This is a genomic window from Streptomyces sp. SS8, assembly GCF_054072955.1.
In genome coordinates, this window is the sequence record NZ_JBSVCZ010000004.1 from 238,078 (window position 1) to 252,760 (window position 14,683).

Annotated in this window: 9 protein-coding genes; 4 read left to right on the forward strand and 5 right to left on the reverse strand. The window is 74.7% G+C overall.

The genetic code is table 11. The annotated features are described in order from the left end of the window. The first annotated feature begins 199 nt into the window (after positions 1-199). On the forward strand, positions 200-4,333 hold the full coding sequence (locus ACW69E_RS06410; protein ID WP_457497196.1) for a SpoIIE family protein phosphatase: 4,134 nt from the start codon (positions 200-202) through the stop codon (positions 4,331-4,333). Beyond that, a complete protein-coding gene (locus tag ACW69E_RS06415; RefSeq protein WP_457497197.1) occupies positions 4,330-4,638 on the forward strand; it encodes an STAS domain-containing protein in 309 nt (102 codons plus the stop codon). The genes ACW69E_RS06410 and ACW69E_RS06415 overlap by 4 nt, the downstream gene beginning before the upstream one ends. Positions 4,639-4,666: 28 nt before the next feature. On the opposite strand, the gene ACW69E_RS06420 is transcribed toward ACW69E_RS06415, so the two are convergent. From ACW69E_RS06420 to ACW69E_RS06430, 3 genes are all read right to left on the reverse strand, one after another. Continuing rightward, the gene (locus ACW69E_RS06420) at positions 4,667-6,535 is read right to left on the reverse strand and encodes a serine hydrolase (RefSeq protein WP_457497198.1); all 1,869 of its coding nucleotides are present in this window, start codon (positions 6,533-6,535) and stop codon (positions 4,667-4,669) included. Between the two features lie 121 nt (positions 6,536-6,656). Continuing rightward, the gene (locus ACW69E_RS06425) at positions 6,657-7,406 is read right to left on the reverse strand and encodes a leucine-rich repeat domain-containing protein (RefSeq protein WP_457497199.1); all 750 of its coding nucleotides are present in this window, start codon (positions 7,404-7,406) and stop codon (positions 6,657-6,659) included. Further along, positions 7,403-8,530 carry an isoafricanol synthase gene (locus ACW69E_RS06430; protein WP_457497200.1) on the reverse strand — a complete coding sequence of 376 codons (1,128 nt, stop codon included), beginning with the start codon at positions 8,528-8,530 and terminating at the stop codon, positions 7,403-7,405. The genes ACW69E_RS06425 and ACW69E_RS06430 overlap by 4 nt, the downstream gene beginning before the upstream one ends. A 280-nt stretch (positions 8,531-8,810) precedes the next feature. On the opposite strand from ACW69E_RS06430, the gene ACW69E_RS06435 reads away from it, so the two are divergent. After that, the gene (locus ACW69E_RS06435) at positions 8,811-9,308 is read left to right on the forward strand and encodes a hypothetical protein (RefSeq protein ID WP_457497201.1); all 498 of its coding nucleotides are present in this window, start codon (positions 8,811-8,813) and stop codon (positions 9,306-9,308) included. 117 nt (positions 9,309-9,425) lie between these two features. Here ACW69E_RS06435 and ACW69E_RS06440 read toward each other — a convergent pair whose 3' ends face one another. Both ACW69E_RS06440 and ACW69E_RS06445 read right to left on the reverse strand, forming a co-directional pair. Further along, entirely contained in the window at positions 9,426-11,363 is a 1,938-nt protein-coding gene (locus ACW69E_RS06440) for an N-acetylmuramoyl-L-alanine amidase (RefSeq protein WP_457497230.1), read from the reverse strand. Positions 11,364-11,693: 330 nt separating this feature from the next. Next, complete coding sequence (locus ACW69E_RS06445) at positions 11,694-12,818, reverse strand: aminoglycoside phosphotransferase family protein (RefSeq protein WP_457497202.1); 1,125 nt, start codon at positions 12,816-12,818, stop codon at positions 11,694-11,696. Between the two features lie 247 nt (positions 12,819-13,065). On the opposite strand from ACW69E_RS06445, the gene ACW69E_RS06450 reads away from it, so the two are divergent. Next, positions 13,066-14,574: a DNA-binding protein NsdB gene (locus tag ACW69E_RS06450; RefSeq protein WP_457497203.1), complete on the forward strand. Its 1,509-nt coding sequence runs from the start codon at positions 13,066-13,068 to the stop codon at positions 14,572-14,574. Positions 14,575-14,683: the final 109 nt, after the last annotated feature.

Here is a 14,683-nt window from a genome sequence, read left to right on the forward strand (position 1 = left end):
GGACGCTGATCGACTGCCCGCTCACGGATCGGGTGAACCCCGCGACCCGGCCGCGCCACGGGCCGTGCCCCGGCCGCGTTTATCCTACGGGACCGGTTGCGGCGCATCCTCGCCGTACCAGTGGATATGCGCATCGGTGGCGGGAGACCGCGGGACCGCGGGACCGCGGGGCACACGGCGGGCGAGGAGGGCGGAGGCGATGGGCGACGCTGACGGGGCCGGGCCGCCGGAACTGCTCTTCCCCGGGAACGGCGAGATGGCCGAAAGGATGCGCGCCTTCGACTGGGCGAGCACTCCGATGGGCGACCCGGCCGGCTGGCCGGCGAGCCTGCGTACGGCCTGCCGCATCTGCCTGACCTCCCGCTACCCCATGTTCCTGTGGTGGGGCGAGGACCTGCGGCTGCTGTACAACGACGCCTATCTTCCACTGCTGGGCGACAAGCACCCCGGGCTGGGCAGGCCGGGCAGGCAGGTGTGGGGCGAGATCTGGGACGTGATCGGCCCGATGCTGCGGTCGGTGACGGAGACCGGGCAGGCCACCTGGTCGGAGGACCTGCTGCTGAGTATGGAGCGGCACGGCTATCTGGAGGAGTCGTACTGGACGTACTCCTACAGTCCGCTGCACGACGACGACGGCCGGGTACGGGGGGTGTTCACCGCGTGCAACGAGACCACCGAGCGCGTCGTGGGCGAGCGGCGGCTCGCCGTGCTGCGGGATCTGGGCGCCCAGGCGGGCACCGCCCGCAGCGTGGGGGAGGCGTGCCGGCTGGTCGCCGGGGTGCTGGGTCGCGCGCAGCGGGACGTGCCGTTCGCCGCGGTCCATCTGCGCGACTCCTGCGGTGAGCCGGTCCTGGCCGCCGTCAGCCCGCCGGGCACAGCCCTGCGGCCCCTGCCCCAGGGCCCCGGGGACTGGCCCCTGGAGCAGGTGCTGGCCACCGGCGAGCCGGTGGTCGTCGAGGACGTCGTGCCACGGTTCGGGCGGCTGCCGTCCGGAGGATGGGAGAGGCCGCCGACCCAGGCGGTGGTCCTGCCGCTGCCGGGCGAGACCGGGACGGGGCCGGTCGGGGCGATCGTCCTGGCCGCCAGTGCCGGGCGCGTCCTGGACGACGGCTACCGGGCCTTTCTGGACCTGGTGGCCCGGCAGACCGCCGCACTGGTCAACGGAGCCGTGGCGTACGAGGTCCAGCAGCGCAGGGCCGAGGAGCTCGCCGAGCTGGACCGTGCCAAGACCGCGTTCTTCTCCAACATCAGCCACGAGTTCCGCACCCCGCTGACGCTGATCACGGGGCCGCTGGAGGAGCTGCGCGGACAGCTCGCCGGAACCGGCGGACGGGTCGGCGAGGAGCTGGAGGTCATCCGCCGCAACGCGTTGCGCATGGGCAAGCTCGTCAACACCCTGCTGGACTTCTCCCGCATCGAGGCCGGGAGGATGCGGGCCGGTTTCGAACCGGTGGACCTGGCGGCCGTCACCACGGGGCTCGCCAGCGTCTTCCGCTCGGCGGTGGAGCGGGCCGGCCTGGACTTCGAGGTGGACTGCCCCGCGCTGCCCGAGCCGGTCCACATCGACCGCGACATGTGGGAGAAGGTGGTCCTCAACCTGCTGAGCAACGCGCTGAAGTTCACCTTCGACGGCTCCATCGGTGTGACGCTGCGCGCCGAGGACGGACAGGCGGTGCTGCGTGTGTCCGACACCGGTATCGGGGTGCCCCGCGGCGAGCTGCCGCGGCTGTTCGAGCGGTTCCACCGCATCGAGAACGTCCGCGCGCGCTCGAACGAGGGCAGCGGCATCGGACTGGCGATGGTGAAGGAACTGGTCGGTCTGCACGGCGGCACCATCACCGCCGACAGCACCGAGGGCGAGGGCACCGTCTTCACCGTCCGCCTGCCCTTCGGGACGGCACATCTGCCGGCCGGTTCGGCGGTCCGGGGCGCCGAGCCGTTCCCGGCGTCCGCCGCGGACCCGTACCTCCAGGAGGCGCTGCGGTGGCTGCCGGACGAGGAGGACGAGGAGGACGAGGGAGGGGACACCGGGCGGGACGGGCCCGTACCGCCGGCCCCCGGACCGGCGCGGGCCCGGGTGCTGGTCGCCGACGACAACGCCGACATGCGCGAGTACCTGCGGCGGATCCTGGCCCCCGGCTACCGGGTGACGACGGTGGCCGACGGGCGGGCGGCCCTGGAGGCGGTCCGCGCCGACGCCCCGGACATGGTCGTCAGCGATGTGATGATGCCCCGGATGGGCGGCCTGGAGCTGGTGGCGGCGCTGCGTGCCGACTCCCGCACCGCCTCCGTGCCGGTGCTGCTGCTGTCGGCCCGGGCCGGCCAGGAGGCGTCCATCGAAGGGCTGGAGGCGGGAGCCGACGACTACCTGGTCAAGCCCTTCTCCGCCGCGGAGCTGCTGGCGCGGGTGAGGGCGGCCGTGAAGCTGTCGCGGCTGCGCAACCACCATGCGCAGTGGCGCACCGCCCTGGTCGACTCGCTCCAGGAGGCGTTCTTCGTCTGCGACGAGGAGGGCACCGTCGTCGAGATCAACTCCGCCTTCACCGACGTGCTCGGCTACGGCCCGGAGGACCTCCCCTACCAGCCCAAGCACCCCTGGTGGCCGGGCGAGGAGACCGACCCCGAGGCCCACCGGGTCATCGAGAGGGCCTTCGCCCAGGTCGTCGGCGAGCGGAAGGGCAGCTACGTCACCCCCGTCAGGCACCGCGACGGGCACCGGCTGTGGGTGTACGCCTCCTTCAACGAGGTCCGCGACCCCGACACCGGCAGGCGCATGGTGGTCGGCACCTTCCGCGACGTCACCGCCGAACGCCTCACCGCCCAGCGCGAGACCGCCCTGGCGGCGCTGAGCGTACGGCTGTCCGAGGCCGGAAGCGTCCCCGAGGCCCTGCGGGCCGCGCTGGACGAACTGCGCGGGGTGTGGCGGGCTCCCCGCGCGCTGGCCGTCACCTGGGACGGCCCGGACCCGGCCCCCCGGCCGGCCGCCGCGGTGCCCGCCACCGCGTGGGGCCGGCCGGGCGACCCGGTGCGCGGGGCCGTCGAGTCACTGCGCGGCCGCAACCCCCTGCACCCGGTGGCCACCGCCGAACCGGCCGGAATCGGCATCACCCTGGAGCATCCCGGGGGGCCGCTGGCGCTGTGGGTCGAGGCCAGTGCGGAGCGTCCCTTCATCGGCGAGGACCACACCCTGCTGGCCGTGCTGGGCGGCTACCTCGGGCAGATGCTGCAACGCGTCCACGCCTTCGAACAGCAGCGCGAGACCGCCCTGGCCCTTCAGCGGGCCATCCTCGGCCCCGACCGCCTCCCGGCGGGGTTCGCCGTCCGCTACGAGCCCGCCGCCCGGCCCCTGGAGGTCGGCGGGGACTGGTACGACACCGTCGAGCTGCCCGACGGCCGCATCGGCATCGTCGTCGGCGACTGCGTCGGCCGCGGCCTGGAGGCGGCCACCGTCATGGGCCAGCTGCGCAGCGCCTGCCGGGCCCTGCTGCTGCAGTTCGCCGACCCGGCCCAGGTGCTGAGCGCACTCGACCGGTTCGCCGCCCTGATCCCCGGCGCGCTGTGCGCCACCGTCTTCTGCGGTGTGCTCGACCCCGCGACCGGCCGGCTGGCCTACAGCAGCGCCGGCCACCCGCCGGGCATCCTGACCCGTCCGGACGGCACCACCGAACTGCTCGACCAGGGCCGCTCCATCCCCCTGGCGGTGCGGCCGGGGCGTCCGAGGCCCACGGGAACGCGCACCATGCCGCCGGCCTCCGTCCTGCTGCTGTACACCGACGGCCTGATCGAGCGCCGCAGCCGCCCGCTGCACGCGGGCATCGCCGAGGCCTCGGCCGCCGCCCGGCGCGGGCGCGGCGCGGACCTGGAGAAACTGGCCGACGACATCCGCACCGGCCTGGAACCGGCCGGCGGCTACGACGACGACATGGCGCTGCTGCTCTACCGCCACCCCGCGCCCCTGGAGGTGGCCTTCCCCGCCGAGTCCGCCCGGCTCGCCCGCGTCCGCGGCGCCCTGCGCGACTGGCTGGAGCGGCTGGACGCCGGACCGCGTCTGACGCAGGCGGTCCTGGTCGCGGCGGGGGAGGCCTGCGCCAACGCCATCGAGCACGGCCACCGCGACAACCCCGGCCGCGTCGTGCGCCTGAGGGCCGTCGCAGCCGCGGACGAACTGCACCTGACCGTCACCGACACCGGGAGCTGGAAGCACCCGCAGCCCGAGGCCAACGCCCACCGCGGCCGCGGCCTGATCCTGATCCACGCGCTCATGGACCAGGTCGACATCGTCACCGACGAGACCGGAACCACCGTTGACATGCATGTGAGGATCACACGTTGACCACCCCCCTGACACTGACCGACCAGCGGCGTCCCGACGGCACCCCGGTGCTCGTGGCCGAGGGCGAGATCGACATGAGCAACGTCGGCGAGTTCCGGGCCGCGGTGGACCGGGCCGCCGACGCCGGTGCCGACGGCGGCGGACGGCTGGTGGTGGACCTCACCGCCGTGGACTACCTGGACAGCGCCGGGCTGGCGGCGCTGTTCGCCCACGCCGACCGTCTGGAACTGATCGCCCCGCCGCTGCTGGACCCCGTTCTCACCGTCTCGGGACTCGCCGACCTGGCCACCGTGCACATCGCCTGACGGGCGGCCGGGCGGCCGTGACGGGGTGTCAGTCGGCGGAGAGCGACCAGCCGTCGGCGGTGACACGGCCGGCGTCCCGGCGCCGTGAGTCGTCGAACACCGTGCGCCCGCCGTCCTCGATCCGGATGCCGTCGACGTACGCGCCGCGTCCCACGTAGCGGGCGTCGGTGGTGTACCGCCAGCGCAGCCGCACCGCCCGGCCGCGCCAGGCGTCCAGGTCCGCCAGCGCCCGGTGCCAGACGCGTCCGGAGAAGCCGTGCAGCGCACCCTCCGGGCGCTCCACCGGGGCCTGGCCGGGACGGGAGGTGGTGAACGGCACCGGCTTCCATGTGCCGCCGCCGTCGCCGGAGGCTTCCAGGCTCAGGACGTCGAAGGTGCGCTCGGTGTCCCACCACACCGAGAAGCTCAGCCGGGCGCCCGTACCGCCGCCCGCGCCCCCTTCCGTGCCGTCGCCGAGCGCCACCTCGGGCAGGGCGAGCACGGCCGAGGCGCCGCTCGCCATCCCCGAGAACCAGGCCTGACGCCCGGCGGCCGGGCGTACCGGCACGGCCCGGGCCAGGTGGGTGGCGGCGGCCACGCGCGGTGCGCTGCCGGAGCGCCAGGTGCGCACCGGATGGACGGAGTTGCCCAGCAGCACCAGGAAGGTGTCGGTGGTCGGGTCGAGTACCAGGCAGGTGCCGGTGAAGCCGGTGTGGCCGGCGGTGCGGGGGGTGGCCATGGCGCCCATGAACCAGTGCTGGTACAGCTCGAAACCGAGGCCGTGCTCGTCGCCGGGGAAGGCGGTGTTGAAGTCGCGGAAGAGCAGGTCCACCGACTCCGGCTCCAGGACGCGGGCGCCGCCGTACGCGCCGCCGCTGAGCAGGGCGCGGCACAGCACGGCCAGGTCCCAGGCGCAGGAGAAGACCCCGGCGTGGCCGGCCACACCGCCGAAGGCGTACGCGTTCTCGTCGTGGACCTCGCCGTGCACCATGCCCCGGTCCAGGCCAGACCAGGGGCGGCGGGCGTCCTCGGTGGCGGCGATGCGCGGCTTCCAGGAGGCGGGCGGGTTGTAGCGGGTCCACCGCATGCCCAGCGGTCCGGTGACGTCCTCGCGCAGCAGCGTGTCCAGCCCTTTGCCGGTGACCCGCTCCAGCACGAGCTGAAGGGTGATCAGATTGAGGTCGGAGTAGCGGTACACCGTGCCCGGCGGGTCCAGGGGCACCTCCCGCCACAGCCGCCGCAGCCGGTCCTCCCCGGTGGGCTCGGCGTACAGCGGGAGCCAGGCGGCCAGCCCGGAGGTGTGGGTGAGCAGATGCAGCACGGTGATCCCGCCCTTGCCCGCCGCACCGAACTCCGGCAGGTAGGAGGCGACAGCGCCCTCCAGCTCCAGGGCGCCGCGCTCGATCTGCCGCACGGCCAGGATCGCGGTGAACAGCTTGGAGACGGAGGCCAGGTCGTAGACGGTCTCCGGGGTGGCGGGGACCTGTTCGCCGGCGGGGAGTTCGATGCCGGTGCCGGTGGCCTCGTCGTAGGCCGAGTAGCGCACCGCGTGGCCGATGGCCTCGTGGAGGGCGACGGTGCCGCCGCGTCCGGCCAGCAGGACCGCGCCCGCGTACCAGGGATGCTCGGGGGAGGGGCCCAGGAAGGTCCGCGCGTCCTCCATCAGACGCCGCAGATGCGGCTCCAGCAGTCCGGCCCGCCGCGCGGAGCCGCGCCGCAGGACGGGCGCTCGCCCGCCGGCGGCGAGGGCGTGCCCGCCCCGGGCGCGGGCCGCCGCGACGGGCGCCGAGGCCAGAACCAGGCCGCCGCCGAGCGCGAGCGCCCTCAGGCCGAGCTGCCGCCGGCCGATGCCCCCGCCCGCCCCGGTGCCGGAAGCGGGCGCCGGGCCCGGTGTGCGATCCCGTGCCGAACCTGTCATGCCGCGCCCCTTCGGGAAAGTATCTTTCAGCGGATCGGGAGAACGCTGGAACCTTCTTCCCGACCGGGCCGTCCGTCAACCCCCGCGGCACGGCGGACGGGAGTTCCCGGCGGGCCGCGCCCTAACGGAGCACCACGCAGCCGCGCCGCTCCAGCTCCTCCACCAGCCCCGGATCGACCGCCGCCCCGTTCCAGCGCAGATCCAGCTTCTCCAGCGCGGGCAGCTCCCGCCCCAGCCAGCGCGGCACCGTGCGCAGCCGGTTGCCCCGCAGGTCCAGGCGGCGCAGCCGCGGCAGGCCGCGCAGCGCATCGGGCACCTCCTCCAGGGCGTTCTCGCGCAGTTCCACCTCGCGCAGCTCCCGCAGCCGGGAGAGGGAGGCGGGCAGCGACGCCAGGGCGTTGCCGCGCAGCCACAGCTCCCGCAGCTCGGTGAGCCGCCCGAGTGAGGCCGGCAGCTCCCGCAGCCCGCACCGCTGGGCCCGCAGCTCCACCAGCCCCGCCATGCCGCCGATCTCCTCGGGCAGCGCGCCCAGCGGGTTGTCGCCGACGTTCAGATACGTCAGCGAGCGCAGCCGCCCCAGCGAGCGCGGCAGCGCGGTGAGCCGGTTGTCGTGGAGGTAGAGGCAGCCGTCCAGCCCCGTCAGCTCCCCGATCTCCTCGGGCAGGGAGGTGAACGCGTTGTGGCCGAGGTCGAGGGTGCGCAGGCGCCGCAGCCGGCCGATTAGCGGCGGGAGGCCGGTGAGCGCGTTGTCCGCGAGGATCAGCACACGCGTCTCCCGGCGCTCCCACACCTGTTCGGGAACGCGGGTCAGGCCCGCGCGCCAGAGGTCGACCGTCGTCCCGTCGTCCGTCCGCTCCGCCGCATCCGTCATGTCCGCACCGTATCCGCGGCCCCGGCCCCGGTTCCGGCCCCGTGCTCCGGCGCACCCGCCCCCGGCGGGCGGGCCCACGGGCGCAGGCGCCCGCCGCTGACGGCGGCGACCCCGGCGTCGTCGTAGCGCCGGCTCTCCAGGGACCAGTCGAGGTTGCCCCGCATCACGTTGCGCATGCCGTCGACGTAGTCCTCCACATGTGCTCGTGTCCTACGGGGTGTGCCCGCGGCCTCCAGCAGGCCGGGCAGTCGCGCGGCGAGCTCCCGGAAGCGGGCGACCCGCCCGTTGGCGGCGGCGCTGACCTCGCGCACGCAGTCCGGAAGCGGGCGGCCGGTGCCGTGCCGCAGGAGGACGACGGTGTTGTTCACGTCGCCGGCGGCCAGTTCCTTGTCCAGCGAGACGATGTCGTTGACGAAGATCGCCACGTCGTCGGTGATCCGCCGCATCTCCCTCAGCGGACGGCCGCCGTGCAGCTCGGACGGCAGGGTGTAGCGGCCGCAGCGTTCGGCCAGGTCCAGGCAGGGCTGTATGCCGATGGTGTGCCGTCTGGCCTCCAGGAACTCCTCCACCGTGGGCAGCCGTGCCCCGGAGCGGTTGAGGGCCTCCCGGCGGTGGGCCAGCAGATAGCCGTGCCAGTGCCCGCGGAAGCGGTCCCGCCACACCGGCGGCACCCCCTCGTTGACCCGGTGCCACAGGTCGCGGAAGCCCTCGACCAGCGGGTCCGCGGGGACGCCGGACGGCGGTCGCCGCCCGTCCATGACGCGGACCAGGCGGTCCACGAGGCGGGAGACATCGTGCGGCCGCCGCCCCGAAGGCCCGTCCAGCCGGTCGTCGAAGACGAAGAACCAGCCGTTGACGTCGGTGGCCAGTATCAGGTCCTCGTCCGCGGCCCGGGGGTAGAAGCGGGCCATCGCCCGCTCCAGCCGCAGGGCGTCGTACTCCTCCAGCGCCGCTTCCCCGGTGAGCAGTCCGAAGTCCCCGAGCCACCGGAGGGTGTGGAGCCTGGCCTCGCCGACGGCGGGGCTGACGGCGCCGGGGAAAGGTATCTCCAGGCGGGCCGTCCGCCGCAGCAGACCCTCCCGCCCGGCGGTGTCCCCGGATGCGCCGGCTTCGGTCACGGGCATGACGCCTCCCTGGCGAACGGTGAGCGAGGTGGTGGACACGATGGCGAGAATGACGGGCGCATACGCCAACACACCTTTGGACAAAGGCAGTTGCCGGTCAAGAGTGCCGGGGACGCTCCGTGCTTCCTCCGGTACGGGGAGTGTGTGCGGGCGGCGTCGGCCGTCACCGGGCGGCCCCGGCGCGGACCCTCGGACGGCGGCGGGAGCCCGGCCCCGCCGCCGTACGGCAGGGGTACGGGCCTTCGGGCCCGCGGCGGCACCGGGCCCGTACCATGGCCGCATGTCCTTTCTCCGCCGCCGCAGTGCCGCCACACCCGCCGGACCCGACTTCGACGTGCTGGCCATGGACCCCGGGGACTGGCCGGGCAACCTCGGAGCCGGGCTGCTGCCCGCGCCGGACGGAAGCTGCCAGGGCGTCTTCCTGCGCTACGACCTGTTCGGCGGACGCGGACCGGCCATGGTCATCGGGAACCTGCCGGAGGGCTCCCCGGCCCGCGAGACGGCCGAGGGGCAGATCCCGTTCGAGGTCGCACAGTTGCTGGCGGCGCTGGAGAACGACGAGGAGGTCACCGTCACCGGGACGGAGGAGAGCCCGGTGATGCTGGACGACAACCTCCTGATCGTGCGGCGGGTCATCTGCTCGGAGAGCCGGATCTCCTGCGTCCAGTTCGACCGCAGCGACGGCGTGCTGGTCACCATCGCCAGCTGGGACCGGCCGATCACCGAGGACCTCTACCAGCTGCTGAAGCCGCTGCCCGCGGAGCTGTTCCAGCGCTGACGCACCGGTGGCGCGGACGGCCGGGGAATCCAGGGACACGGCGGCGAGGGACACGGAAGGGGAGGGGCGCTCCCGGGAGCGCCCCTCCCCTGTGCCCTGTGTCCGGCGGCCGTCACCTCACCGCCGGGCCGGCCGCACCGTGACGTCGGCGGCCTTGACGAAGGCCACCCGGTGCCCGAGCTGGATCTGGTAGTACTCCTCCTCGCCGCGGACCACCACGTGGTTCGCGGGGTCGAAGGTCCTGGCGTAGTAGTACTCGCCCTTCGTCCGCAGCCCCAGCGCGTACGCCTGGCCCGCCTCCACCGTGTACGGCAGCGGCGAGATCGCCTGGGCCGGGATGCCCTCGGGGTAGGCGGAGGCCTCCGGGTAGGCGCGGCCGTACACGGGCACCGCTCCCGCGCCCTCCTTCGGGGTGACGACCAGGCCCCGGGAGGGCACCGCGGTCGGGGCGCCGGCGGGGTTGTGGAACCACGCCTTCCGCCCGAGGTACCAGATCGCCGTCCACTCGCCCCGGCGCTCGGCCACCGCGTACCGCTGGCCGGTCGAGGCGCGGGCGCCGGTGTCGTTGACGCCGGTGGTGGAGTCGCCGCCGCCCGGCCGCAGCCCGGCGTCCTTCACCAGCGGCGCGTCGGCACTCGGGGCGGTGTGCAGCCGCACCGCGCCCGAACCGTGCGGCGGGCAGGGCTGCCCGGAGGCGTCGCAGCGGGTGTAGAGGGGCTGGTGCTTCTCGTAGTCGGGCCGGATGGTCACCAGCTCCGAACCCGGTCCGGCCGTGGGGTGGAAGGGCGCGCCCAGCAGTGTGAAGTAGTGCTGCCAGTCCCAGTACGGCCCCGGATCGGTGTGCATACCGGGGATGTTGGCGGACGTCACGCCCGGCACGTTGTCGTGCCCGATGATGTGCTGCCGGTCCAGCGGGATGTCGTACCGGTGGGCCAGGTACCGCACCAGCCGCGCCGAGGTGCGGTACATCGCCTCGGTGTACCAGGCGTCGGGGGCGGTCAGGAAGCCCTCGTGCTCCAGGCCGACCGACTTGGCGTTGACGTACCAGTTGCCCGCGTGCCAGCCCACGTCCCCGGTGGGGACGTGCTGGGCGATGTGGCCGTCGAAGGCGCGCAGCGAGTAGTGCCAGGAGACGTACTTCGGGTTCCGCACCAGGCTCAGGGTGGTGTCCCAGGTCGCCTCGGTGTCGTGCACCACGATGTAGTCGATCTTCTGCGACGCGGGGCGGTCGGCCTTGTCGTGGTTGCCGTAGTTCGGCGAGCCGTCGGGGTTGGCGTACTCCTCGTACGGCGCCGGGATCCACTCGCACGAGACGGACTTCGGGCACTCCACGCGCTCGTCGTGCGCCGGGGAGGCCGGGCGCGGCCCCGGGCCGTCCAGCTGGGCGGTCTCCGGGGTCAGGCCCGGGTCGCCCTCCAGCACCACGTGCTGGCCGGAGTCGGTGGTGCGCCGCTGCCCCTCGCGGATCACGTCGAAGACCTCGTCGGCGAAGACCTGGGCCGCCCGCGCGTTCCCGGAGCCCGGGTAGCGTGCCACGGCCCCGTACCACTGGGCGGGGTCGTCGCTCGGCGGCAGCCCCAGCTCCCGCTGTGCCGCGGCCAGCAGTGCCGCACCGCCGGCGACGTTGGCCGCAGGGTCCCGCCGCAGCTCCTCCTCGTCCAGCCCGGTCAGCTCGGCCGCCCGTTCCAGGGTGCGCAGCCGGCCGGGCAGCGAGGCGGGATCGGGCAGCGCGTCGTGGGCCCGCCTGGTTTCGCGGGCGGTGTCGCCGCGCGCGTCCTCCGAGCCGTGGCTGTGGTGGGGGTCCTCGGCCAGGGCGGTGCGCGCGTCGGTCAGGTGCATGGGCCCGTAACCGCCCGAGACGCTGGGCGCGCCGCGGTGGCCGTCCCAGCGGGACTGCAGGTACGACACCCCCAGCAGCACGCTCTCGGGCACCTGGTAGCGGTCGGCGGCGCGGGAGAACGCCTCCTGCAGCGAGTTCGGCTCCCGCCCGCCGGCGTCGGCGGTGGCCGGGAGGAGTGGCAGCAGCAGGGCGGCGACCGAGGCCGCGGTGAGCACCCGCAGCCGCCGGCGGACGAAACCGCGCGGGGATGTCTGCGGGCGGGAGGGGACGGGTCCTGGCAAGACGGCCTCCTGAGGGGTACGCCGCGTCCGAGCGGCACGGGACTGCCCACAGGGGTATCGGTCGGCCGACGATCCGTCAACGACCCGGAGACAAGGGATCGCCGGCGGATCCTCCCACGTCAGAGGCCATATGGGGGAGTCTTCGCCCCGGGGCGGGCCCGGACCTGCGCGGCGTCACAGGTCCAGCCCGGTGACGCTCCGCCCCCGGACCGCCGGATCACCGGATCCGGCCCCGGCCCGCGCGGCGTCGCGCGGGCCGGACCGTCAGCGGGTCCCCACCGCCGCCCGTACCGCCCGCCGGGCCATCGCGCAGTCGTCGTGCAGACGGCGCAGCAGCAGCCGCTGCTCCTCGCCGGCGCTCAGCAGACCGGTCCGGTCGCAGCCCGGGGCCGGTCCCGGGTCCCGCATGGCACGCTGCACGGCCGTCTCGCAGGCGCGGACCTCCCGGGTGAGGACGAGCAGCAGATTCACCAGGAAGGCGTCCCGCGCGTCGCGGCCCCCGGCCTGGGCGAGCCGGCTGATCCGGCGGCGGGCCATCGGGCTGTCGCCCAGCACCGACCACAAGGTGGCCAGGTCGTGGCCCGGCAGGTACCAGCCCGCGTGCTCCCAGTCCAGCAGCACCGGGCCGGACGGGGAGAGCAGCACGTTCGACGGCAGGGCGTCGCCGTGGCAGAACTGCGCGTGGCCGCCGCTGCGCGCCAGACCGTGGAGCAGCTTGCCCAGATCGCTCAGATCACGGTCCGTCAGCAGCCCCAGCCGGTGGTAGCGGGCGATCCGTACTCCGTAGTCGACCGGAGTCCCGAAGCGTCCCGGGGGCGGCCGCCAGGCGTTCACCCGGGACACCGCGCCCAGCACCGCGCGCAGATCGGCCGGCGACGGGGGCTCCAGCGGATGCCGCTGGAGCGCCATCGGGCGGCCGGGGGCCCGCTCGGCCACCAGGACGCAGCCGTCGGGGTCGGCCGCGATGAGCCGGGGCACCCGCACCGGCGGCCGGTGGCGTACGAAGGTGCGGTAGACCGCTATCTCGTGCCGGAACCGCTCGACCTGTGCGGGCGAGTGGTCCAGCAGGCACTTGGCGACCGCGGTGCCGCGGCCGACGGTGCCCGCCAGCAGTACCGAGTGCCCGCCGCGGCGCAGCACCTGTACCGGCTGGAACTCCGGGCAGACCCGGTGCACCGAGGCGATGGCGGTGCGCACCCGCCCGTCCTGCGGGCCGGACGGTTCCGGTCTCCCGGCGGCCGGCCGGCCCACCGTGCCGGGCGCCCGGCGAGGCCGGGGCAGACCGGCGACCGCGGGCGGTGTGCGCACCGGCTCGGGGCGGACCATGCCGTGCTGCGGTCGCGGACGCGGCCGGACCGGGGCCGGCACGGGAGACGGTGTTGGATTCATGGACGAGCCGGATCCCTTCGTGCGCCGACGGATTGCCGCGCCACCCGGCCGGCCGGGGCGTGCCGCACCCTGGGGAATGCGGGAGCCCGTGGGACCGGACGGGATGGCGCGTTCCTACAGCACACCCGGGCGCGGGTGGCACACCATCTGGCGGACCCTGGCGAACCCTGGCGAATGTCCGCGCGCCCCTTCGGGGGCGACCGGCGAGGGCTACTGTCGAGGCAGCCGAGAACCTGGGGGCTTCGACGTGACCAAGGGACCCAACACCCGCCTGGCGGACCTGTTCGGCCTCACCGGCTGGTCCAAGGGCGAACTCGCCCGGCGCGTGAACCGGCAGGCGGCGGCCATGGGCCATCCGCAGCTGGCGACCGACACCTCCCGGGTGAGGCGCTGGATCGACATGGGGGAGACCCCGCGCGATCCGGTGCCGAAGGTGCTGGCGACCCTGTTCACCGAGCGACTCGGCCGTGTCGTGACCATCGAGGACCTCGGGTTCAGCCGATCGGGGCAGGCAGGCAGACGGCAGTCCGTCCACGGACTGCCGTGGGCCCCCGAGCAGACCGCCGCGGTCCTCACCGAATTCACGGGAATGGACCTCATGCTCAACCGACGCGGCTTGGTGGGCGCGGGCGCCGCGCTCACCGCAGGACCGGCGCTCAGCAGCGCTCTGTACGACTGGCTCCGGACCGACCCGGCCCCGGCGGGCGCCCTCCGGTCCGCCGGGGCCCCGCCCGCCGTCCCCGCCTCCTCCGACCGCTACGAGGCCGTGCCCGTCGGCTCGGAGGAGGTCGACTCCCTGGAACACTCCGTGGAGGTCTTCCGCGCCTGGGACGCGGCACGCGGCGGCGGTCTCCAGCGCAAGGCGGTGGTGGGCCAGCTCAACGAGGTGGGGGGCATGCTCGCCTACCGCCACCCGCAGCACATCCAGCGGCGGCTGTGGGGAGTGGCGGCCAACCTGGCGGTGCTCGCCGGCTGGATGTCCCACGACGTCGGCCTGGAGCCCACCGCTCAGAAGTACTTCGTCATCGCCGCGCACGCGGCCCGCGAGGGTGGCGACCGGCCCCGCGCCGGGGAGGCCGTCTCCCGGGCCGCGCGCCAGATGGTGCACCTGGGCAAACCCGACGAGGCCCTGGACCTGATGAAACTGGCCCGGGCCGGCTGCGGCGAGGAGACCCTGCCGCGCACCCGCGCGATGCTGCACACCATCGAGGCCTGGGCCCAGGCATCGATGGGGCGCGGACAGGCGATGCGGCGCACCCTGGGCCGGGCCGAGGACCTGTTCGTCTCCGACCGGGGGGACGTGCCGCCGCCCAGCTGGATGCAGCTGTTCGACGAGGCCGATCTGCACGGGATGCAGGCACTGGCGTACCGCACCCTGGCCGAGCACGACCCCTCGGCCGCGAGGACGGCCGAGAAGCACGCAAAGGAGGCGCTGCGGCTGCGGGAGAAGGGGCGGGAGCGGTCCAAGATCCTCGACTACATCTCGCTCGCCTCGGCCTGCTTCATCGCCGACGACCCCGAGCAGGCGGACCGCTACGCGCGGCTGGCCCTGGTCAGCATCGGCAGCACCTCCTCCCACCGCACCTGGGACCGGCTGCGGGAGATGTACCGGCTCACCGGACGGTACGCCGGGTATCCGAAGGTCGAGGACCTGCGCGAGGAGCTCGCGCTCGCCCTGCCCACGGCTCCCGGATCCCCGGGCACGGGAGCCGCCGTGCCCGCGCCCCGGCGGGCCGGGGGTGGCACGGCGGTGTAGCGGCGGACGGGCCCCGGGACGCCCGGGCGTCCCGGGGCCGCCGTTTCGCGCACCACCATCGGTGCGCGCGGACTCGGCGCGGCGCCGCGGTCCCGGTATCCTTCGGCGG